This is a genomic window from Vogesella facilis (assembly GCF_042648525.1).
Lineage (GTDB): Bacteria > Pseudomonadota > Gammaproteobacteria > Burkholderiales > Chromobacteriaceae > Vogesella > Vogesella facilis.
This window is the reverse complement of the sequence record NZ_JBHRXN010000031.1, coordinates 197,313-216,713: the sequence shown is the minus strand read 5'-3', so window position 1 is coordinate 216,713 and position 19,401 is coordinate 197,313. Positions and strand designations below refer to the sequence as shown.

Sequence of the window (19,401 nt, the reverse complement as noted above, 5' to 3'; positions counted from 1 at the left end):
CGGCCAACCTTGGGCCGCTCCGGTCACGCCCTGCCACGGTGGGCAAGGGTGTGGCCGGGGCGCCAGACAAAAAAGCCATGCTGTGCACCAGCATGGCTTTTTGCTTGCGGCGCGGCGGCGGCTTACTGCACGCGCGCCACCTCGTCGAACGCCAGCCGCGGGCCGCGCGGCAAGGCCTGGCTGCCGTCGCCATAGCCCAGGTTCAGCAACAGGATGCTCTTGTAGCGGCCATCGCTGAAAAACTCGCGGTCCACCGCCTCGGCATCGAAACCGCTCATCGGCCCGGCGGTCAGCCCCAGCGCCCGCGCCGCCAGCAGCAGGTAGGCCGCCTGCAGCGTGGCATTGCTGCGCGCGCCCGGTTCGATCAAATGCGGCAGGCTGTCGTAAAAGCCCTTGGCATCGAAGGCCGGAAACTGGCTGGGCAGCTGTTGGTGAAAGGCGGTGTCGTAGGCCACGATCACCGTCAGCGGTGCGGCCAACGTTTTGTCGCGGTTGCCGGCGGACAGCGCCGGCGCCAGCCGGCTCCTGGCGGCGGCTGAGCGCAGGAACACGTAGCGCGCCGGCTGGCCGTTGAAGGCGGTGGGGCCCCATTTTTGCAAGTCGTACAGCTGCTGGATCAGCTCGTCGCTGACCGGGCGGGCGCTGAAGCTGTGCAGCGAACGGGCATCGCTGAACAGCTGCGCCAGCGCCTGCGGTGCCAGGGCGGTGGACATGGTGGCTCCTTACAGGGTGGCGATGGAGACTTCGGTGGATTTGACGAAGGCGATCACCTCCGAACCCGGCTTCAGCCCCAGCTCGCGTACCGAGCGGGTGGTGATCACCGAGGTAACGATGCCGGAGGCGGTTTGCACATCCACTTCCGACAATACCGGGCCGTCGATGATTTCCTTGATCACGCCGCGAAACTGGTTGCGCACATTGATGGATTTGATGCTCATGCTGAATTCCTTTGCTGGCTGATGGGCAATGACCGGTAAAAAACGGGCATGACGCTGATTTCCCTATCGCCCCATGTCGCGGCTTTTTCCCGGCGGCTGAATTCACCTTACCAGCCGTCATTAGCCAGCCAAACGAATTAAAGCTGGCTTGCTTTTGCAGATTGCCGCTAAGCAAATACGCTGCTGAGCTTGTGAAAAAAGCTTGTTTCCCTTGCCCGCGCGCCCGTCACCACAATCGGTATTCATTCACTCAGGGAGCAAGGCATGAAACAGAAACTGCTAGCCGGCGCCGTGTTATTCGCCAGCCTGCTGGGGCAGCCGGCGCTGGCCGATATTTCGCTGCTGAATGTGTCCTACGACCCGACGCGCGAGCTGTACCAGGATTTCAATACCACCTTCGCCAAATACTGGCAGCAGAAAACCGGCGAGACGGTCAGCATCAAGCAGTCGCACGGCGGCTCCGGCAAGCAGGCGCGCGCGGTGATCGACGGGCTGGAGGCCGACGTGGTGACGCTGGCACTGTCCAACGACATCGACGAGCTGTACCGCAACGGCAAGCTGGTGGCGCCCAACTGGCAGCAACGGCTGCCCAACAACGCCACGCCCTACACCTCCACCATCGTGCTACTGGTGCGCAAGGGCAATCCCAAGAATATTCGTGACTGGAACGACCTGGCGCGCGCCGGCGTGGAGGTGGTGACTCCCAACCCCAAGACCGGTGGCGGGGCGCGCTGGAACTACCTGGCGGCATGGGGCTACGCACTGCAGCAGCCGGGCGGCAACGACGCCAGCGCCCGCACGCTGGTGCAGAAGATCTACCACAACGTGAAAGTGCTGGATTCCGGCGCGCGCGGCTCGCTGATCAGCTTTGCCCAGCGCGGCATCGGCGACGTGCTGATCTCGTGGGAGAACGAGGCCTTCCTCGCCAGCCGCGAGCTGGGACCGGACAAGTTCGACATCGTGGTGCCGTCGGTATCGATCCTGGCCGAGCCGCCGGTGAGCGTGGTAGACAAGGTGGTGGACAAGCGCGGCACGCGCAAGGTGGCCGAGGCCTACCTGCAATACCTGTACAGCCCGCTGGGCCAGGAGTTGGCCGCACAAAACTACTACCGCCCGCGCGACCCGAAAGTGGCCGCCAAGTACGCCGGCCGCTTCAGCAAGGTGAAGCTGTTCACCATCGACGAAGTCTTCGGCGGCTGGGCCAAGGCACAGCAGACCCACTTCGACGACGGCAAGATTTTCGACCAGATCTACGCCAAGTAAGCACGGCGGGCGCGGCCGTCACTGGCGGCAGCTGCCGGTAGCATCTGCCTGCCCCGCCCTCTGCTGTCGCCTGTGCCGGCGGCCACCGGCGGAGCGCCTCAGGCGATCCCTTGGCGGCCAGTTGTCGTTTGCGCGGCGTTGCCAGCCGCACACGCCGCCGGCGGCAGCTGGTCCGCAATGGTACCGCCCCCTGGCAGTTGTTTTTAAAATCAAACACTTGCCACATGCATTTTGACAAACTGCGAATAATCGTAAAAAGAACGCAAAAAAGCGCTTGACGCCAATTATCACGCACGTTAAAGTGCGCACCTCTTCGCGATGCAGCGATGCAAGACGAAGAACCTGTGGGGGTATAGCTCAGCTGGGAGAGCGCTTGCATGGCATGCAAGAGGTCATCGGTTCGATCCCGTTTACCTCCACCACAGTCCCCATCGTCTAGAGGCCTAGGACACCGCCCTTTCACGGCGATAACCGGGGTTCGACTCCCCGTGGGGACGCCAATCTGGGGGTATAGCTCAGCTGGGAGAGCGCTTGCATGGCATGCAAGAGGTCATCGGTTCGATCCCGTTTACCTCCACCAGATAAAGAAAAAACCGACCCTCGTGGTCGGTTTTTTCATGTCCGCGCTGCAGAACCGGCTGGCGGCCAACTAGCCACCGGCAATCAGCTCACACTCAGGCCAGCAGTCCCCGCTCGCTGGCGGCCAGGCTGTCCGCCAGCTGCTGCCAGGCGGCGGCTTCGGCGCTGTGCTGCAGCGCACGCAGCAGGAAATGGCAAACGGCAAACAGCGGCTGCAAACGCGCCCGCGCCACTGCCAGCTGCTGCGGCAGTACCGGCAGCAAACGGGGCCACAACTGCAGCAGCCGCGCCAGCACCGCCGCCACCTGCTCCAGCTCGGCAAACAGGCCATGCGCCGGCCGCCCGCCCGCCAGCAGCGCTCGCTCCTTCAGATCGTCGATCCGCTCCTGCAGCAATGCCAGCAGTCGCTCCAGCTGCGCCTGCAATTGCTGCGGGGTGGCATCGCGCGCCGGTTCGCCATCCGGGTCCAGCAGCAAGGCATGCTGCGCCAGCAGGCTGGCATGAAAATCGCTGCCCGGCTGCGCCGGCGCTACTGGCAGCGCTTGCGGCAGCGGTGGATGCGGCAACTGCTCGCTGAGCGCGCCCGAGGCGTTCACCGGATCGATACGAATCATCACTCTCCTCCCGCAGCGCGCCGCGGGCACGCCGGCTCAAAAGCCGAACAGATGCCCCAGCTTGGCCTGCTTGGTGTTCAGGTAGTGGTCGTTGTACTCGTTGCGGCCAACCTGCAGCGGCACCCGCTCCACCACATTGATGCCGGCCTGCTGCAAGGTGGCCACCTTGCGCGGGTTGTTGGTCATGATGCGCACCGCCGGCACGTTCAGCAGCGACAGCATTTCGCGCGCGATGCGGAAGTCGCGCATGTCGGCCGGGAAGCCCAGTTGCTCGTTGGCCTCCACGGTATCGGCGCCGCCATCCTGCAGCTTGTAGGCGCGAATTTTGTTCAGCAGGCCGATGCCGCGACCTTCCTGGCGCAGGTACAGCAACACGCCGCGGCCCTCGCGGGCGATGGCCTCCAGCGCGGCTTCCAGTTGGAAGCCGCAGTCGCAGCGCAGCGAAAACAGCGCATCGCCGGTCAGGCATTCGGAATGCACGCGCGCCAGTGGCGCGTCGCCCTGCAACTCGCCCAGGGTCAGCGCCACATGCTCGCGCCCGCCTTCTTCTTCAAAGCCGTGCATGTCGAACACGCCAAACGGTGTCGGCAGTTGGCAGCTGGCCACCAGCGCAACGCGTGGCGCCTTATCGGTTTGGCTCAAAATCTACTCCGGTTATCCATGGCAGCAGCGGCATGGTAGCGACCGCGGCCCACCTCACAAAGCGCAAAGTTTTGCAGGCTATATCAAAAATTTTCAACAGGGCTGGCGGCAAGCTCCGCAAAGGGCTGCGCCAGTGCCAGCGCCAGTGCGGCCAACAGCGCCTGCCGCTGTTCATCAAAAAATCCGGCCCTGGCATCTTCGGCGTCCAGAATCCCCAGCACCGTGCCGTCGGCTGCCAGTACCGGCAGGCAGACTTCACTCTGCACCTTGGGATCGCACTCGTAGTAGGCACCACCGGCCCGCTGCCAGGCCTGCACATCGGCGATCACCGCCCCTCGCCCGCTCAGGCCGACGCGGCTGTTATTGCTGAACAGCGCGAAATCCTCGTGCAGCGGAAACTCGGCGCGACTGGGCAGGCCGCGATAGGCCAGCTTCACCAGCCGCGGCAGGCCGTCGCGCTCGAAACGGCAGTACACCCCCAGCCAGTCGGCCGGCAGCAAGCGCAGCGTGGCCTGCACCAACGCATCCAGCGCACGCAGCCGGGCTGCGGCCGTGGCGCTGCGGCCGCCCAGCCACAGCGACACGTCGTATGGCTCGGCGTCCAGCTCGTCCACCAGCGAGCAGCTGCCGCCCTCTCCCAGTTTGGGCACCCGGTAGCGGTAAAGTTCATCCTCGCTGCGCGGCGTGGCCGGCTGCGCCAGCGCCTGCTGTAGCGTGGCGATGCCCTGCTGCAGGACAGGCAACGGCAGCGTCAACCCGCTGCGCTGAAGATAGGATGCGGCATGCGGCATGAGCGACCACCCGGACAAAGTAATTTAGTCGGGTATTATCGCCCGTTTTCGCCTGCGGACTCCAGCCATATCCCCGCCGGCGGGCGGAAAAAACGCCGCCGGCCCGGCCCCGCGTGCAGACGGGCAGGGCTGCGGACTGCGGCCAACGTGTAGCGCGAACGAACGGGGACAAGAACGAAGACAGGACGGCGGCGCGCGACCGCCGGCAGCATGGCCAGATGCGCCGGCCAGGACCGGACGCCAGGGAGAAGCGTACTCACGCTGCCGGCTTGGCGCGCCAGCGGGCGCCGGGCCGGCAGCCGGCATCAGGCGGCGGCGGATGCCACCGGCGACAGCAGCCAGCCGTGCTGCTCCATGTCGCGGCCAACCAGACGGTTGCGGCCGTTCTGCTTGGCCTGGTACATGCGGCTGTCGGCCAGCTCCAGCAGCTGGCGCCAGTCGTTGACGCCGTCTTCCTGCCATTCGGCCACGCCGATGCTGGCGGTCAGCGGCTGGCCGTCCGGGCGCAGCCCCAGCCCGCCCTGGCGCAGCCGGCCCAGCGCATGCACCGCCTGGCCGGCATTGGTATTGGGCAGCAACAGCAGGAACTCCTCGCCGCCCCAGCGCACCAGCACATCACCCTTGCGCAGCTGGTCTACCACGCGCTCGGCCAGCACCTGCAGCGCCAGGTCGCCGGCATGGTGGCCGTACTGGTCGTTGATGCCCTTGAAGTGATCGATATCGATGAAGGCCACGCACAGCGGGCTCTGGCAGCGCATGGCCAGGGTCGCCTGCAGCTCCAGCACTTCCTCGCCACTGCGACGGGAGAAGGCGCCGGTCAGCGGATCGCGCACCGCCTGCTGCACCAGCGCGATCATGAATGCCAGCTGGCTGATACAGGCCAGCGCCGCCACGCCGGCAATCAGCACCTGCAGCCAGAAACTGCCCCAGAACGACGGCCAGTCCACCGTGGTCCATTCCAGCATGCCGCCCAGCATGTGCGCCGCCAGCGCCGGCAGCGCAAAGCCCAGGCTTTCGGTCAGCGTCAGCGGGAAAATGGCCAGCCCGGCCAGCAGCACGAAGGGCAGGAAGGCGTAGCCGGTGCCGATGGCCGCCGAAATCCCCTCCAGGTGGTGATTCAACAGCAACAGGTGCGACACCACATAGAATATGGAAGGAATGGCAAACAGGCACACCATGCCGCCCCACGCCTGCAGCAAGGAACTGTAGGCGCGGTAGTGGCGGTGCAGGCCGAAGAAGGCCAGCGAGGCGACGATGCGCGCCACCGCCAGCTGCCAGCTCAGCGCCAGCGGCAGCACCAGCAGATCCACCACGATCCACAGCGGCGTCAGGATGGCGAACAGGCAGGCCACCAGCCGCACGCGGTTGACGATGATGCGCGCGCGGCGGCCGTTCATCAGCGGCATGTGGCCGTGCGGGGACAACAGCCAGCGGGCCTCGCTGTGGTTGACCTCCCCCGGCAACAAGCCCACCAGCTTGAGCCACAACTGCCTGGATAAACCGCTCATTTCGCCATCCCTCATAGTGAGAGCCGAATTATCGGTATTCCGCGCTACTGCACGGTTTGCCGAAGATCAAGCAAGCCTCACTCAGGCGCAAACAAAAACGGCACCACCGCCAGGTGATGCCGTTCCGCTGTCGCACAGGGCCGGTTTAGCTGTAGACGAAGTGCGCGCGCTTCACATTGCACAGCAGCTCGTAGCTGATGGTACCGGCCTGCGCCGCCACCTCGTTCACGCTGATGCTGTCGCCCCACAGCTCCACCTCGCTACCCACCCCGGCCTGCGGCAGGTCGGTCAGATCCACCGTCATCATGTCCATGGACACGCGGCCGATCACCCGGCTCTTGGCGCCGGCGATCAGCAGCGGGCTGCCGGTGGAGGCCAGCCGCGGGTAGCCATCGGCGTAGCCGCAGGCCATCAGGCCGACACGGGTTGGCCGCGTGGTGACGAAGCTGGCGCCGTAGCCCACCGGCTCGCCCACGCCCAGCTCGCGCACGCCGAAGATGCGGGTGGAAAGCCGCATCACCGGCTTGAGGCCCTCGGCCGCCGGGTGGCCGTCCGGCAGCGGCGAAGAGCCGTACAGCATGATGCCCGGGCGGCCCCAGTCGCGGTGCGCGCGCTCGTGGATCATGATGCCGGCGGAGTTAGCCACGCTGACGTCGCCCTCCAGCCCGGCGGTAGCGGCATCAAAGGCGGCAATCTGCGCAGCGGTGGCATCGCAGCCCGGCTCGTCGGCGCGGGCGAAGTGGGTCATCTTCACGATGGCGTCCACCTTGCCGCTGGCCAGCAGGCGCTGGTAGGCGGCGGCGTAGTCGGCCGGGAAGAAGCCGGCGCGATGCATGCCGGAATCCATCTTCAGCCACACGCGGTACGGCTGGTCGGCCGGTGCGGCCAACAGCATCTCCAGCTGCTCGCGGCTTTGCACCACCAGCCACAAGTCGTGCGCCTGCACCTCGGCCAGCTCGGCCGGCTCGAACACCCCTTCCAGCAGCAGGATCGGGCCGCGAATGCCACCGGCGCGCAGTTGCAGCGCCTCTTCCAGGCAGGCGACGGCAAAGCCGTCGGCCACGTCGGCCACTGCTTGGGCGCAGCGCACCGCGCCGTGGCCGTAGGCATTGGCCTTCACCACGGCCAGCGCGCGGCCGCCGTGGCGCTGGCGGGCCAGCAGATAGTTGTGACGGAAGTGATCCAGACGAACGTGGGCAATCAGGGGACGCATATCGGGCTTCTTGGAAACGGGTTCTGGCAGACAAGAAAAATCCCGCCGCGCGCGGCGGGTCGACAACGCTGTGACCACACCGCGGGGCAGGAATTCAGCGAACGATCAGGCCTTGGCGATGGCCGGCTGGTACATCGGCACTACCAGGGTCTCGCCGCTCTTGGCGTAACGCTGCATGGACAGGCCATCCACGCTGATTTCCGGCTTGGCGCCGACGATCTGGTCGGCCAGCACTTTGCCGGAACCGGCGCACATGGTCCAGCCCAGGGTGCCGTGGCCGGTGTTCAGCGACAGGTTGGCAAAGCGGGTGCCGCCGATGATCGGCGTGCCGTCCGGGGTCATCGGACGCAGGCCGGTCCAGAACTCGGCGCGGGACACGTCGCCGCCATCCGGGTACAGATCGGTCACCACCATTTCCAGCGTGGCGCGGCGCTTGGGATTCAGGCTCAGGTCGAAACCGGCCAGCTCGGCCATGCCGCCGACACGGATGCGGTCGTCGAAACGGGTGATGGCGATCTTGTAGGTTTCGTCCAGCACGGTGGATACCGGGGCGCCCTTGGCATTGGTGATCGGCACCGTCAGCGAGTAGCCCTTCACCGGGTACACCGGAATGTCGATGCCCAGCGTCTTCACCATGTCGCGCGAGTAGCTGCCGGTAGCCACCACGTAGTGGTCGGCGCTCAGCAGCTCGCCCTCCACGCGCACACCGGTCACCTTGTTGGCATAGGTCTCGATACCGTCGATGCTCTTGCCCCACAGGAACTTCACGCCCTGCTCGGCGCACATGTCGGCCAGCAGGGTGGTAAACAGCTGGCAGTCACCGGTATCGTCGTTCGGCAGGCGCAGGCCGCCCTTCAGCTTGTGCTTGGTCTTGGCCAGCGCCGGCTCGATGCGGGCACAGCCGTCGGCGTCCAGCACCTGGTATTCCACGCCGCACTCCTTCAGCACCTCGATGTCCTTGCCCATCGCGTCCACCTGCTGCTGGCTGCGGAACAGCTGCAGGGTGCCGCCGTTGCGACCTTCGAAGTTGATGCCGGTCTCGGCCTTCAGCTCGCGGATCTTGTCGCGGCTGTACTCGGCCAGGCGCATCATGCGGCCCTTGTTGACGTTGTAAGCCTCGTAGTTGCAGTTGGCGAACATGCGCGCCATCCACTCCCACTGGTAGGTGCTGCCGTCGACGCGGATCGCCAGCGGCGCGTGCTTCTGGAACAGCCACTTCAGCGCTTTCATCGGGATGCCTGGCGCCGCCCACGGGGCGGCATAGCCCGGGGAAATCTGGCCGGCGTTGCCGAAGCTGGTTTCCAGCGCCGGGCCCGGCTGACGTTCGATCACGGTCACGTCCACCCCGGCCTTGGCCAGATACCATGCGGTAGAAATCCCTACGACACCACCACCCAATACGATGACTTTCATGCGCTTCTCCGGAACCCTCTGCGGCGGGCGAGGCCGCCTGCCTGATGTGTGTTTCGCGGCCTGGACGCCGCTCAGTGATTTTGCGTAGTATATTGAGAGAAACACAGTTTTTTTCACTTACTTTCACTACATAGCTAGTGATTTTTCTTTTGAAAATTGGTGTTCACAGTGAAATCGCAACGCACAATAAATGCGCTCCAGCGCCAGCTTGACCGCATCGATCTGAAGATCCTGCACCACCTGCAGGCCAACGCCCGCATCTCGATGACCGAGCTGGCCGACAAGGTGGGCCTGTCCACCACGCCGTGCACCGAACGGGTGCGCCGGCTGGAGCGCGACGGCGTGATCGAGGGCTACCATGCGCGCCTCAACCCGCAGGCGCTGGGCGCCAGCCTGCTGGTCTTCGTGGAGATCAAGCTGTCCGCCAAGTCCGGCGACATCTTCGACGCCTTCCGCCGCGAGGTACAGAAACTGCCGGACGTGCTGGAATGCCACCTGGTATCCGGCGAGTACGACTACCTGCTGAAGGTGCGGCTGCCGGACATGTCGATGTACCGCAAGGTGCTGGGCGACATCCTGCTCAAGCTGCCGCAGGCCAACGAGTCGCGCAGCTATGTGGTGATGGAGGAAGTGAAGGAAACCGCCATCCTGCCGCTGGATAACTAGTCCGCACCAAAGCGGCGCAAAAGGTTGGCCGCGCACCGTTTTGCCGCCTGACAGGCACCAAAATCGCCCAACGGTCGACCGCAAACCCGTATTGGTGCCTGGCTACGCCGCTGGCACCGAAATTGCTCATGAACGCCCCAATATCACGCATAACCACGGGACGCCTTCATGACCGCCATTTCTCCCAATGACGTTCTCTTTCTGCTGCTCGGCGCGGTGATGATTCTGGCCATGCACGCCGGCTTCGCCTTTCTGGAGCTGGGCACGGTACGCAAGAAGAATCAGGTCAACGCGCTAGTGAAAATCCTCACCGATTTCGCGGTGTCCGCCATCGCCTACTTCTTCGTAGGCTACAGCGTGGCCTACGGCGTGAATTTCTTCGGCGACGTGCAGCACATCAGCCAGCACAGCGGCTATGAGCTGGTGAAATTCTTCTTCCTGCTCACCTTCGCCGCCGCCATCCCCGCCATCGTCTCCGGCGGCATTGCCGAGCGCGCCAAGTTCCACCCGCAGTCCGCCGCCACCTTCCTGCTGGTGGGCCTGGTGTACCCGTTCTTCGAAGGCATTGCCTGGAACGGCCACTTCGGCGTGCAGGACTGGCTGGCGGCCAACCTTGGCGCGCCGTTCCACGACTTTGCTGGTTCGGTGGTGGTACACGCGGTCGGCGGCTGGATCGGCCTCGCCGCCGTGCTGCACCTGGGCGCGCGCCGCGGCCGCTACAGCAAGGAAGGCCGCATTGCCGCGCATCCGCCGTCGTCCATCCCCTTCCTGGCGCTGGGCGCCTGGATCCTGATCGTCGGCTGGTTCGGCTTCAACGTGATGAGTGCGCAGAAGATCGCCGGCATTTCCGGCCTGGTGGCGATCAACTCGCTGATGGCGATGGTGAGCGGCACGCTGACCGCGATGTGGCTGGGCAAGAACGACCCCGGCTTCATCCATAACGGCCCGCTGGCCGGGCTGGTGGCGGTGTGCGCCGGCTCCGACATCATGCACCCGGTAGGCGCACTGCTGGTCGGCGGCGTGGCCGGCGCCATGTTCGTGTGGCTGTTCACCCTGACGCAGAACCGCTGGAAGATCGACGACGTGCTGGGGGTGTGGCCGTTGCACGGCCTGTGCGGCGCCTGGGGCGGCGTGGCGGCCGGCATCTTCGGCCAGCATGCGCTGGGCGGCGCCGGCGGCGTGAGCCTAGCCGCGCAAATCGCCGGCACCCTGGCCGGCATCGCGGTGGGCTTTGGCGGCGGCTACCTGGTGTACGGCCTGCTGAAGCAGACCGTCGGCATCCGCCTCAGCGACGAAGAGGAATTCAACGGCGCCGACCTGTCCATCCACCAGATCACCGCCACGCCGGAGCGCGAGGCCAACTGGTAAGCCGGCAAGCGGCGCAACGCAGGCCGCATGCGGCCAACCCCGGCCCGCTTCGACCGCAGCCACATGACAACGCCCGCAGCCGGCCTCCGCGCTGCGGGCGTTGTGCTGCCGGTTCAGGGCTGCGCGTCGTGGGTTTCGAAGCGGTGGTCACAGCTGCGGCAGCGCTGGGCGGCTTCCTGCGTCCAGTACACATGGGTCACCGTCTTGCTGCCATTGCGATTCTCGCGCTCGTACACCGAGCTTCTGCCGTTGGCGGACTGCCGCACCAGCACGCCCCAGCTGCGCGGATCGTCACCGATGTCGATGTCCGCCGCACTGGCGCTGCCAGCACCTGCGGCCAAGGTGGTCACCGTATCCAGGTGCGTGTAGATCAACGTCAGCTGCTCGAAATCATGGGCATTCGGCGTGGTGCTGAGCGTGCTGCCGGCATTAGCGCCGGTATTGGAAAAGTAATCCATGCAGGTGTTCAGCGAGCCGCCGTCCACCGACTGGTGATCCAGGCCGAAGGTATGCGCCACCTCCTGGCACACCACGTGCCGTTTCTCGTTGGGCGTGTTGTAGCTCTGCAGGTTGAAGTAGGAGTCGTTCATCTTGGCGGTGCCCTGGGTGATATGGCTGCCGCCGCTGATGTTGATGGATGCCAGCCCCAGCCAGCCGTTGAAACCGTACTTGCCATTACAGACCTGGGTGGTGCCGGCCACCATGCTGCAAGTGCGCTTGCTGGAACGGCCGGCCACCAGCATCACCTTCAGCGGCGTACTACTGGCGCCAAAGCCGATCGGGTTGTTCCAGTCCTGCACGCTCAGTTGCAGATGGGTGGTCCAGTCGGCAGTCATGTTATTCCCCACCTGCAAGGCAAAGGGGTTGGCCGTGCGTGCCCAGTGATACGTGCCCCAGGCATGGCTGGCCCAACTGTGGCCGGCCAGCATGGAAAGCAGCAGCGCCAGCAGCCCGCGGCGCCAGTGCCGGTTACCAGAGTGATTCATGGTGACATCCTTTACTCAAGGGCATGGCGGACGATGCCGCGACATGCCGGCGATGGAAGGGCCCCCTTGGCACGATCAAGGCCGGGCCTGTCGGCGGCGGCACGATGTTTTCATCGTTATAGCGCGTGACGGTTTGCCAAGGCGAGTCGATGGATGTCGCGTCACGGCCAGTCGGCATAGTTGCGCATCGCCAGTGTGTCGGTGCTGGCCACCGGGCTTTTGGCGGCACTGCGGTAGCGCGCCGGCGTCAGCCCGGTGCGCAGGCGGAAGAAGCGGCTGAAATGGGTGGTGCTGCGAAAGCCCAGCTCGGCCGCCACCTGTTCGATGCTCAGGCCGGAACGCACCAGCCGCAGGCAGGCTTCGTGTGTCAGACGGTCGTGCAGCAGATCCAGCGGCGTGCGCTGCAGGCTGCGCATGCAGATATCGTGCAAGCGGTCGTGCGAGATGCCCAGCGCACCGGCGTAATCGGCGATCTTCCAGTGTTCGCGCAGATGCAGCTCGGCCAGGTGGCGAAAGCGCATCAGCAGCGCCGAGTTGGTGCTGTGGCCCTGCTGGCTGATGTCTTCCAGCCCGGACAGCCGCCAGCAGTGAATCAACACCAGCGCCAGGTGCGCGCTCAGAAAGCTCCACGATGCCTTGCCGCCGCGCTTGAGCTCGCGCTCCACGCTGCGGCAGGATTGCGCCAGCTCCTCCAGCGATTCGGCGTCTTCGAGCTGGTTCTGCACCACTCGCCGTTCCGCCAGATAGCGCAGCGGCGCCGACTCGGCACCCTGCCCCACCGCCTCCTTCACCAGCACGTCCGACAAGGACAGCAGGTAGCCGGCACTGCCGGGGCTGACACGCAGAAAGCTCTGCGGCAGCACCTCCACCCACGCCAGCGCCGGTGCGGCCAACTCGATGCTCTCCCGCCCCAGCCCGATCAGCGCGCTGCCGGCCTGCAGCACAATGGCCGCCCGCGCGGTGTCGTGGCGGCCATTGGCCAGCGCGTAGCGCCGCGCGTCCAGCGTGGTGTCGATGCGGTGCGCGGCGGCATTGGTGTTGATGCGCTGCCGGTAAAGGATGGAAGCCTGGGTCATGGATGCAAACGGTAAACGGGGCGGCAATCCGCATGATAGCGGTACTGCCGCCCTTGCCGCTTAGAACGGTACGGTCAGCCGCAGCTTGAACTCGTTGCCCTGCGGCCGGTTGGCGACGCGGGTTTCGTGCTGCCACTTGGCGGTAACGAAAAAGCCCTTGCCGTTGTCGTACTTGATCGACGGGCCGATGGCCAGCGCCTGGCCACGGTTGCCGTGCGCCGCCACGTTCGGCCCCTGGTCATCCGTGACCTGGCGATAGGCATAGCCGCCCACCCCGGCCACCCAGCCATTGCCGAAGCCCCAGCCCAGCGCGTAGTCGGCGTGCAGCTCCTGCCCGCTGCGGTAGTCGGTGTCACGGTTTTTCCAGTTGTAGTCGTACATCAGCTTCAGGTCGGCGTTGATGCCCTTGGACTGCACGTAGCTGACGGCGACCAGCGGCTCCACGTTCCAGTAGTTGCGGCCAACGTTGACCAGGTCATTTTTGTCAAACTGCCCGGTCGGCGCATTCACGTCCACGCCCACATAGGCATGCAGCTGCTCGGACAGATGGTAGGCGGCGCCACCACCCAGCACGATGTCACCCAGCTCGCGCTTGCGCTGCGGCTGGCCGTTCACCGTGGCATCGACCTCCAGCAGCGGCGTGATGGCATGCATCGCCAGCGTGCCGCCCGCCAGCGGCAGATCGCTGACCCAGATAAAGCGCGGTGCCAGCGCGTTGACCTGCAGCTTGAAATCCACCGGCACCTTGTTGCCGTTGTTGTCGCGCAGCGAGCTGGCACGGTAGCTGGAGGCATAGCTCAGCACGTAAAAGCCGGGCGGCGGCAAGGCGCCGGTCAGGTAATTCTCGTTGCCGTTGGGGTACATGCCGCCACCGCCTTCGGTGGCCCAGCTGTTGCCGGCCAGTGTGGCGAGCAACGCCGCGCTGCTAAGGGCAAGGCTTTTTCTCGATGTGTGCATGTTTCAACTCTCCGTTTTATTTATATGTCATTAATAATAGGCGTGAAAAAGCGCTGCCTGCACTACAGCGCAAGCGGGACGGGCAGCGCAGCGTCCCGCTGCGGATGTTGGCCGCAGGCCGCGCGTCCGGATGGTGACGCGCGGCCGGGCCGGCAACGGCCGGGTAAGCTGCTGCTAGATCGGGTACTGTGGCGGCTGGGTCTGGATGCTGATCCAGCGCAGCTCGGTAAATTCGTCTATCGCGCCACGGCCGCCAAAACGGCCGTAGCCACTATCCTTCAGGCCGCCAAACGGCACCTGCGCCTGATCCTGCACCGTGGCGCCGTTGATGTGGCAGATGCCGGATTCGATGCGCCGCGCCACCTCCAGCGCGCGCATCACGTCGCAGCCGAACACCGCCGCCGACAGGCCGTACTCGGAATCGTTGGCCAGCGAGATGGCCTCCTCCACGTCGTCGAAGCGCAGCACCGCCACCACCGGGCCGAACGATTCCTCGGCATACAGCCGCATCGCGGCGGTAACGTGATCCACCACCGTCGCCTCCATCACGCTGCCGCGGGCGTGGCCGCCGGCCAGCAGCTCGGCGCCCTTGTCGACCGCGTCCTGCACCATCGCCTGCACCCGGGTGGCGGCGGCGGCACTGATCATCGACCCCAGCGTGCAGCCCTTCTCGTCCGGCAGCCCGGCCTTCAGGCGCAGCGCCTTGGCCGCCAGCCGCTGCACAAACTCATCGGCCACCTTGCTATCCACGATGATGCGCTCGGTGGACATGCAGATCTGGCCCTGGTTGAAGAAGGCGCCAAACGCCGCCGCCTGTACCGCCGCGTCCAGATCAGCATCGTCCAGCACCAGCAGCGGCGCCTTGCCGCCCAGCTCCAACAGGCAACGCTTCAGGTAGCGCGCGGCGATCTCGGCGATGCTGCGGCCAACCCGGGTGGAGCCGGTGAAGTTCACCCGCCGCACCGCCGGATGGCGGATCAGCGCCTCGACCACGTTGGCCGCATCGGCCGGCGCATTCAGTACCACGTTGAGCACGCCCGGCGGCAGCCCGGCCTCGGCCAGCACCTCGCCGATCAGACGGTGGGTATACGGGCACAGCTCGGAGCCTTTCAGCACCACGGTGTTGCCGCAGGCCAGCGGCATCGCCACCGCGCGTGCCGCCAGCAATACCGGCGCGTTCCACGGCGCAAAGGCCAGCACCACCCCCGCCGGCTGGCGCAGCACCATTTCGATGGCGCCGGGGCGGTTGGACGGCGGCAACTCGCCCTGGATCTGCGTCACCAGCGCCGCCGCCTCGCGGAAGATGCCCGCCGCCAGCTGGCAGTTGAAGCTGCCCCAGGCGGCGGTGGCGCCGGTTTCCGCGGTCATGGCGCGGCTGAACTCGTCGCTGCGGGCGATGATCAGCTCCGCGGCGCGGTTCAGCAGCTCGCGCCGCTGCGGCGGCGGCAGTTGCGACCAGCCGGCGAACGCCACCGTGGCGGCATTCACCGCCGCCAGCGCACTGTCCACCGTGGCGGCGGCCGCCAGCGTCGCCACATCGCCGTCGATGGGGTTGAGACATTCGAAGGTGGCGCCATCGGACGACGCCACATCCTGGTTATTGATGAACAGCCGGGCCTGCAGCATGTGTCGCTCTCCGCATTATTCTGTGCTTGCCGCCGTTACGCTGCGCCACGCCGCCGGCACGGCTACGGCTTTTGCGCGCCGTCCGCCGGCTTGGCCGCATCGCCGTCGGCATCACCGCGCAGGCCCTGCTTGAAGCCGCGCACCGCGCCGCCCAGGTCTTCGCCCACATTGCGCAGTTTCTTGGTGCCGAACACCAGCATTACCACCACCAGCACGATCAGCCAGTGGAACAAACTGAATGAACCCATTGCGTTCTCCTTGCGCCCCGCCGCGCGGGCGGCGGGGGTGATTCAGCACCACGGCCGGCATGCGGCCAACCGTGGCCCGGCCGTTAACGCTTAGGCCTTCTTGGCGTACACGTTGCACCAGCCCTTGGCGGAAACCTGCTTGCCGCCCAGCATCGGACAGGGCGCGAAGGCGTCGGTGGCCTTGCCCTGGTAGAACTGGCAGTTGCTACAGGATTGGCCGGCGGCGTATTTCGGATGCTTGGCCTTGTCCATCTTGCTGGCATCGGCGGCATAGCCCAGTGCCACGGCGGCCGGGTCTTTCTCATCGATCTTGGCAGCGGCGGCCAGCGCGGTGCGAGCCACGGCCAGAGCGGAAACCACACCTACGCTTTTAATCAGAAAACTGCGACGCGATTGCATATTTGACTCCTGAAAGTGCCGGCAGCCAGGGCCGCCGGCATGATGCGATGAATGACGATGCTCAGAACGGATACGGGCGCGGCTGGAACTGCAGCGTTACCCACTGGGCGCGGGTGAATTCCTCGATCGCCCAGTCACCGTTGAAACGCCCAAGACCGGAATTCTTCTCGCCGCCAAACGGGGCGTTGGTCTGGTCGTCCACGGTGATATCGTTAATGTGGCACATACCGGCACGGATACCTTTGGCAAAACGCAAACCGCGCGCGTAATCCCGGGTAAATACCGCACTGGACAGCCCATACTCCGAGGCATTGGCCAACTCTAGCGCATGCGCCTCGTCGCGCGCCTTGACCACCGGCAACACCGGGCCGAAGGTCTCGTCCACCGCAATGGCCCAGCGCGGGTCGACATCCACGAACAGATGCGGCGGCAGCACATTGCCTTGCGGCGCGCCGCCCAGCAGCAGGCGGGCGCCGTCCTGCTTCGCCTGTTCGATCTTGCTCAGCACACTGTCCAGCTGCTTGCCGTTGATCAGCGGGCCGACGATGGTGGCCGGGTCGGCCGGGTCGCCGTACGGCAGCTGCTCGATGCGCGCCTTCAGCGCAGACACGAACGCATCATGCACCTTGGCATCCACGATCACGCGGTTGGTGCTCATGCAGATCTGGCCCTGATGCAGGAAGCGCCCCACCACCGCCGCCTGCGCCGCCTGCTCGATATCGGCGTCGTCCAGCACCACCAGCGGCGCGTTGCCGCCCAGCTCCAGCGCCACGCGCTTGATGTGCTGGCCGCCGGTAGCGATGCGGCCAACGTTGCGGCCCACCTCGGTGGAGCCGGTGAACGAGATCAGGCTCGGCACCGGATGGGCGACGAAGTAATCGCCGATCTCGCTGCCGGCACCGGCCACCACGCTGAACAGCCCGGCCGGCAGGCCGGCTTCCTCGTAGATTTTGGCCAGCAGCAGGCCGCCACATACCGGGGTGTCGCTGGCCGGCTTCACCACCACCGCATTGCCCAGCGCCAGCGCCGGGGCGATGGAACGCGCAGTGAGGTGATACGGGAAGTTCCACGGGCTGATCACCCCCACCACCCCCAGCGGCGCGCGGTAGACGCGACTTTCCTGATTGGGGATGGCCGAGGCCAGGATGCGGCCCTCGACGCGGTTGCAGAAAGTGGCGGCTTCCTGGGTGATGCGGCGCGCGCTGTCCCACTCGATGACGGCCTTCAGCCGCGAGCTGCCGGACTCGCGCACGATCCAGTCCTGGATCTCCTCGCCGCGCGCCAGCATGATTTCCACCACGCGCTGCAGCACCGCGGCACGTTCTTCCGGCAGCCGCGCCGCCCATTCCTGCTGCGCGGCGGCGGCAGCGGCGTAGGCCGCATCCACATCGGCACGGCTGGCCAGTTGCAGCTGCAGCAGGGTGGCGCCGGAATACGGGTTGCTGTCGGTCAGGCGCTGGCTGGATGTACCCGCCCGCCACTGGCCGCCGATCGGCTGCAGTTCGAAGCCGCTGTAGGCTTGTTTCGCTGTCGTCATATTGCTGCTCCTGCCTTAAATGCGGATGCCGGATTTGCCCGGCGCCAGAATGCCGTTCGGGTCGAGGGCGCGCTTGATCTTGCGCTCCACGTCACGCTTCACCTGGCCATAGCTGTTGGCCACCCGCTCCTGGAACGCGGTGTTGACGCGGTACACGGCGTAACCATGCTTCTCGAACTCGTCCAGCAGCTCGGCAAAACAGTCGTGGGCACGCTTGGTTTCTTCCTCGCTGGTGCGGTCGTACAGCACGTCGATGACGTGGTGCATGTCGCGCCAGCCGACGATGAACTCGCCGACGTAATCCAGGCCGTACTTGTTGAGGATGGTCTTGGCCAGCTTAGCCTGCTTGTCGCACTCGCTGCCGCGCGCCTGGCTCACCGGGGCAAACCACATCGAGCCACCGCCGCCGCGCCAGTTGTACAGGCCGAATTCCTGCAGGTTGGGCACGCCGGACATCAGCTGCGAGCGGTACTTGAACGGCTGGCGGTCGCCGGCTTCTTCCTTGGTGACGATGCGGCCCTTGCCGGCCTGCTTCAGCACATCGGTGATGATCTTCCAGTTCACGTCCACCTGCTCCTGGGTGCCATACAGCGCGGCGTACACGTTCCAGGCGCCCAGATCCTTGTCTTTCTGGATCTGCTTGATGATGTGGTCCGGGGTGTGGCCGGGGGTGGTGATGTAGTCGGCACGACGGGTGTTGCAGGTGGCGGCCTCCCACAACGTGCCGGCGATCACCACCGCGTTGGGGATCACGTTGGCGATGCGCAGCGGGCGCAGCAGCTCCACGATCTCGCTGATGTCGGCCTCGTTGTCGAACTTGATCTCGAACGGCTTGAACACCGGCGGCTTGGGCATCAACCAGAAACCCATCTTGGTACAGATGCCGTAGTTGGCCTGGGTGAACATGCCGTCCAGCGTCGGGCCGTAGCCCCACTTGAACACCTGCCAGGAGTTGCTGCCCTTCACCCCGCCCATGCCGGTGCGCAGCACGTCGCCGTTGGCCAGCACCAGCTCCATGCCGCACTGCATCAGGAAGTGCTCGCCGTACGGGGTGTAGCCGACGCCGCGGTCCATGGTGTTGCCCACCGGGCCGGCAATCGCCGACGGTGCCGAGAACGACAGCATCAGCGGCAGTTTGTGCTCCTCGATGTAGTCGTACAGCATCTGGTAGGTCACCCCCGGCTCCACCAGCGCGGTGCACAGCTCCGGGTCGATGTGGATGATCTTGTTCATCTTTTTCAGGTCGAGCACGATCTGGCCGCGCTCCACCGGCGCGGCGGAGCCGTAGCCGAAGTTACGGCCGGTGGAAATCGACCACACCGGAATCTTGTACTCGTTGCAGATCTTCACCACCGCCTGCACTTGCTCCACCGTGGTGGCCATCACCACCGCCGACGGCGTGTGCTGGGCGGCATCCACCGCCATCATCACCTTGGTGTACGGTTGCAGATGCTCGGCCGAGGTCAGGACGTTGTCCTTGCCCAGCGCGGCGCTGAATTTCTTGATCGCCGCGTCGAAACGGGCTTCGCTGACACCCTTGGGCAGGGCGAGATATTTACTAGCCATGGGAAAACTCC

At 65.6% G+C, this 19,401-nt stretch carries 19 protein-coding genes and 3 tRNA genes; 6 read left to right on the top strand and 16 right to left on the bottom strand.

What is annotated here, in order from left to right:
• Positions 1 to 122: 122 nt before the first annotated feature.
• Both ACFOLG_RS12260 and ACFOLG_RS12255 read right to left on the bottom strand, forming a co-directional pair.
• Positions 123 to 713, bottom strand: coding sequence for a malonic semialdehyde reductase (locus ACFOLG_RS12260; protein WP_386092168.1), 591 nt, complete (start codon positions 711 to 713; stop codon positions 123 to 125).
• 9 nt (positions 714 to 722) lie between these two features.
• Positions 723 to 938 carry a TOBE domain-containing protein gene (locus ACFOLG_RS12255; RefSeq protein WP_349585552.1) on the bottom strand — a complete coding sequence of 72 codons (216 nt, stop codon included), beginning with the start codon at positions 936 to 938 and terminating at the stop codon, positions 723 to 725.
• A gap of 264 nt (positions 939 to 1,202) precedes the next feature.
• Between ACFOLG_RS12255 and ACFOLG_RS12250 the strand changes: the two genes are divergently transcribed.
• From ACFOLG_RS12250 to ACFOLG_RS12235, 4 genes are all read left to right on the top strand, one after another.
• Positions 1,203 to 2,201 (top strand): sulfate ABC transporter substrate-binding protein, encoded by a 999-nt coding sequence (locus tag ACFOLG_RS12250; RefSeq protein ID WP_386092165.1) that lies wholly within the window; start codon positions 1,203 to 1,205, stop codon positions 2,199 to 2,201.
• Between the two features lie 346 nt (positions 2,202 to 2,547).
• A tRNA-Ala gene (locus ACFOLG_RS12245) sits at positions 2,548 to 2,623 on the top strand.
• A gap of 2 nt (positions 2,624 to 2,625) precedes the next feature.
• Positions 2,626 to 2,701 (top strand) — tRNA-Glu (locus tag ACFOLG_RS12240).
• A gap of 4 nt (positions 2,702 to 2,705) precedes the next feature.
• Positions 2,706 to 2,781, top strand: a tRNA-Ala gene (locus ACFOLG_RS12235).
• Between the two features lie 94 nt (positions 2,782 to 2,875).
• Here the strand turns inward: ACFOLG_RS12235 and ACFOLG_RS12230 are convergent.
• The 6 genes from ACFOLG_RS12230 to ACFOLG_RS12205 form a co-directional block, all read right to left on the bottom strand.
• Entirely contained in the window at positions 2,876 to 3,394 is a 519-nt protein-coding gene (locus ACFOLG_RS12230; protein ID WP_386092162.1) for a hypothetical protein, read from the bottom strand.
• A 36-nt stretch (positions 3,395 to 3,430) separates the two neighbouring features.
• The gene (gene ribA / locus ACFOLG_RS12225) at positions 3,431 to 4,036 is read right to left on the bottom strand and encodes a GTP cyclohydrolase II (RefSeq protein ID WP_386092160.1); all 606 of its coding nucleotides are present in this window, start codon (positions 4,034 to 4,036) and stop codon (positions 3,431 to 3,433) included.
• Positions 4,037 to 4,119: 83 nt separating this feature from the next.
• Entirely contained in the window at positions 4,120 to 4,827 is a 708-nt protein-coding gene (locus ACFOLG_RS12220) for a GAF domain-containing protein (protein WP_386092158.1), read from the bottom strand.
• 305 nt (positions 4,828 to 5,132) lie between these two features.
• Positions 5,133 to 6,335 (bottom strand): GGDEF domain-containing protein, encoded by a 1,203-nt coding sequence (locus tag ACFOLG_RS12215; RefSeq protein ID WP_386092156.1) that lies wholly within the window; start codon positions 6,333 to 6,335, stop codon positions 5,133 to 5,135.
• 145 nt (positions 6,336 to 6,480) lie between these two features.
• Positions 6,481 to 7,548 carry an alanine racemase gene (alr, locus tag ACFOLG_RS12210; protein ID WP_386092153.1) on the bottom strand — a complete coding sequence of 356 codons (1,068 nt, stop codon included), beginning with the start codon at positions 7,546 to 7,548 and terminating at the stop codon, positions 6,481 to 6,483.
• Positions 7,549 to 7,653: 105 nt separating this feature from the next.
• Entirely contained in the window at positions 7,654 to 8,961 is a 1,308-nt protein-coding gene (locus tag ACFOLG_RS12205) for a D-amino acid dehydrogenase (protein WP_386092150.1), read from the bottom strand.
• A gap of 168 nt (positions 8,962 to 9,129) precedes the next feature.
• Between ACFOLG_RS12205 and ACFOLG_RS12200 the strand changes: the two genes are divergently transcribed.
• Both ACFOLG_RS12200 and ACFOLG_RS12195 read left to right on the top strand, forming a co-directional pair.
• Positions 9,130 to 9,627: a winged helix-turn-helix transcriptional regulator gene (locus tag ACFOLG_RS12200; RefSeq protein ID WP_386092148.1), complete on the top strand. Its 498-nt coding sequence runs from the start codon at positions 9,130 to 9,132 to the stop codon at positions 9,625 to 9,627.
• A 168-nt stretch (positions 9,628 to 9,795) separates the two neighbouring features.
• Positions 9,796 to 10,995, top strand: coding sequence for an ammonium transporter (locus ACFOLG_RS12195; RefSeq protein WP_386092145.1), 1,200 nt, complete (start codon positions 9,796 to 9,798; stop codon positions 10,993 to 10,995).
• Positions 10,996 to 11,108: 113 nt separating this feature from the next.
• Here ACFOLG_RS12195 and ACFOLG_RS12190 read toward each other — a convergent pair whose 3' ends face one another.
• The 8 genes from ACFOLG_RS12190 to ACFOLG_RS12155 form a co-directional block, all read right to left on the bottom strand.
• The gene (locus ACFOLG_RS12190) at positions 11,109 to 11,981 is read right to left on the bottom strand and encodes a hypothetical protein (RefSeq protein WP_386092143.1); all 873 of its coding nucleotides are present in this window, start codon (positions 11,979 to 11,981) and stop codon (positions 11,109 to 11,111) included.
• Between the two features lie 161 nt (positions 11,982 to 12,142).
• The gene (locus tag ACFOLG_RS12185) at positions 12,143 to 13,057 is read right to left on the bottom strand and encodes a helix-turn-helix domain-containing protein (RefSeq protein ID WP_386092141.1); all 915 of its coding nucleotides are present in this window, start codon (positions 13,055 to 13,057) and stop codon (positions 12,143 to 12,145) included.
• A gap of 60 nt (positions 13,058 to 13,117) precedes the next feature.
• Positions 13,118 to 14,014 (bottom strand): SphA family protein, encoded by an 897-nt coding sequence (locus tag ACFOLG_RS12180; protein ID WP_386092138.1) that lies wholly within the window; start codon positions 14,012 to 14,014, stop codon positions 13,118 to 13,120.
• A gap of 174 nt (positions 14,015 to 14,188) precedes the next feature.
• On the bottom strand, positions 14,189 to 15,640 hold the full coding sequence (locus tag ACFOLG_RS12175; RefSeq protein WP_386092135.1) for an aldehyde dehydrogenase: 1,452 nt from the start codon (positions 15,638 to 15,640) through the stop codon (positions 14,189 to 14,191).
• A 62-nt stretch (positions 15,641 to 15,702) separates the two neighbouring features.
• Entirely contained in the window at positions 15,703 to 15,888 is a 186-nt protein-coding gene (gene tatA / locus ACFOLG_RS12170; protein WP_386092132.1) for a Sec-independent protein translocase subunit TatA, read from the bottom strand.
• A 90-nt stretch (positions 15,889 to 15,978) separates the two neighbouring features.
• On the bottom strand, positions 15,979 to 16,287 hold the full coding sequence (locus ACFOLG_RS12165) for a high-potential iron-sulfur protein (RefSeq protein WP_386092129.1): 309 nt from the start codon (positions 16,285 to 16,287) through the stop codon (positions 15,979 to 15,981).
• A 61-nt stretch (positions 16,288 to 16,348) separates the two neighbouring features.
• The gene (locus tag ACFOLG_RS12160) at positions 16,349 to 17,824 is read right to left on the bottom strand and encodes an aldehyde dehydrogenase family protein (protein WP_386092126.1); all 1,476 of its coding nucleotides are present in this window, start codon (positions 17,822 to 17,824) and stop codon (positions 16,349 to 16,351) included.
• Positions 17,825 to 17,839: 15 nt separating this feature from the next.
• Positions 17,840 to 19,390: an FAD-binding oxidoreductase gene (locus ACFOLG_RS12155; RefSeq protein ID WP_386092125.1), complete on the bottom strand. Its 1,551-nt coding sequence runs from the start codon at positions 19,388 to 19,390 to the stop codon at positions 17,840 to 17,842.
• Positions 19,391 to 19,401: the final 11 nt, after the last annotated feature.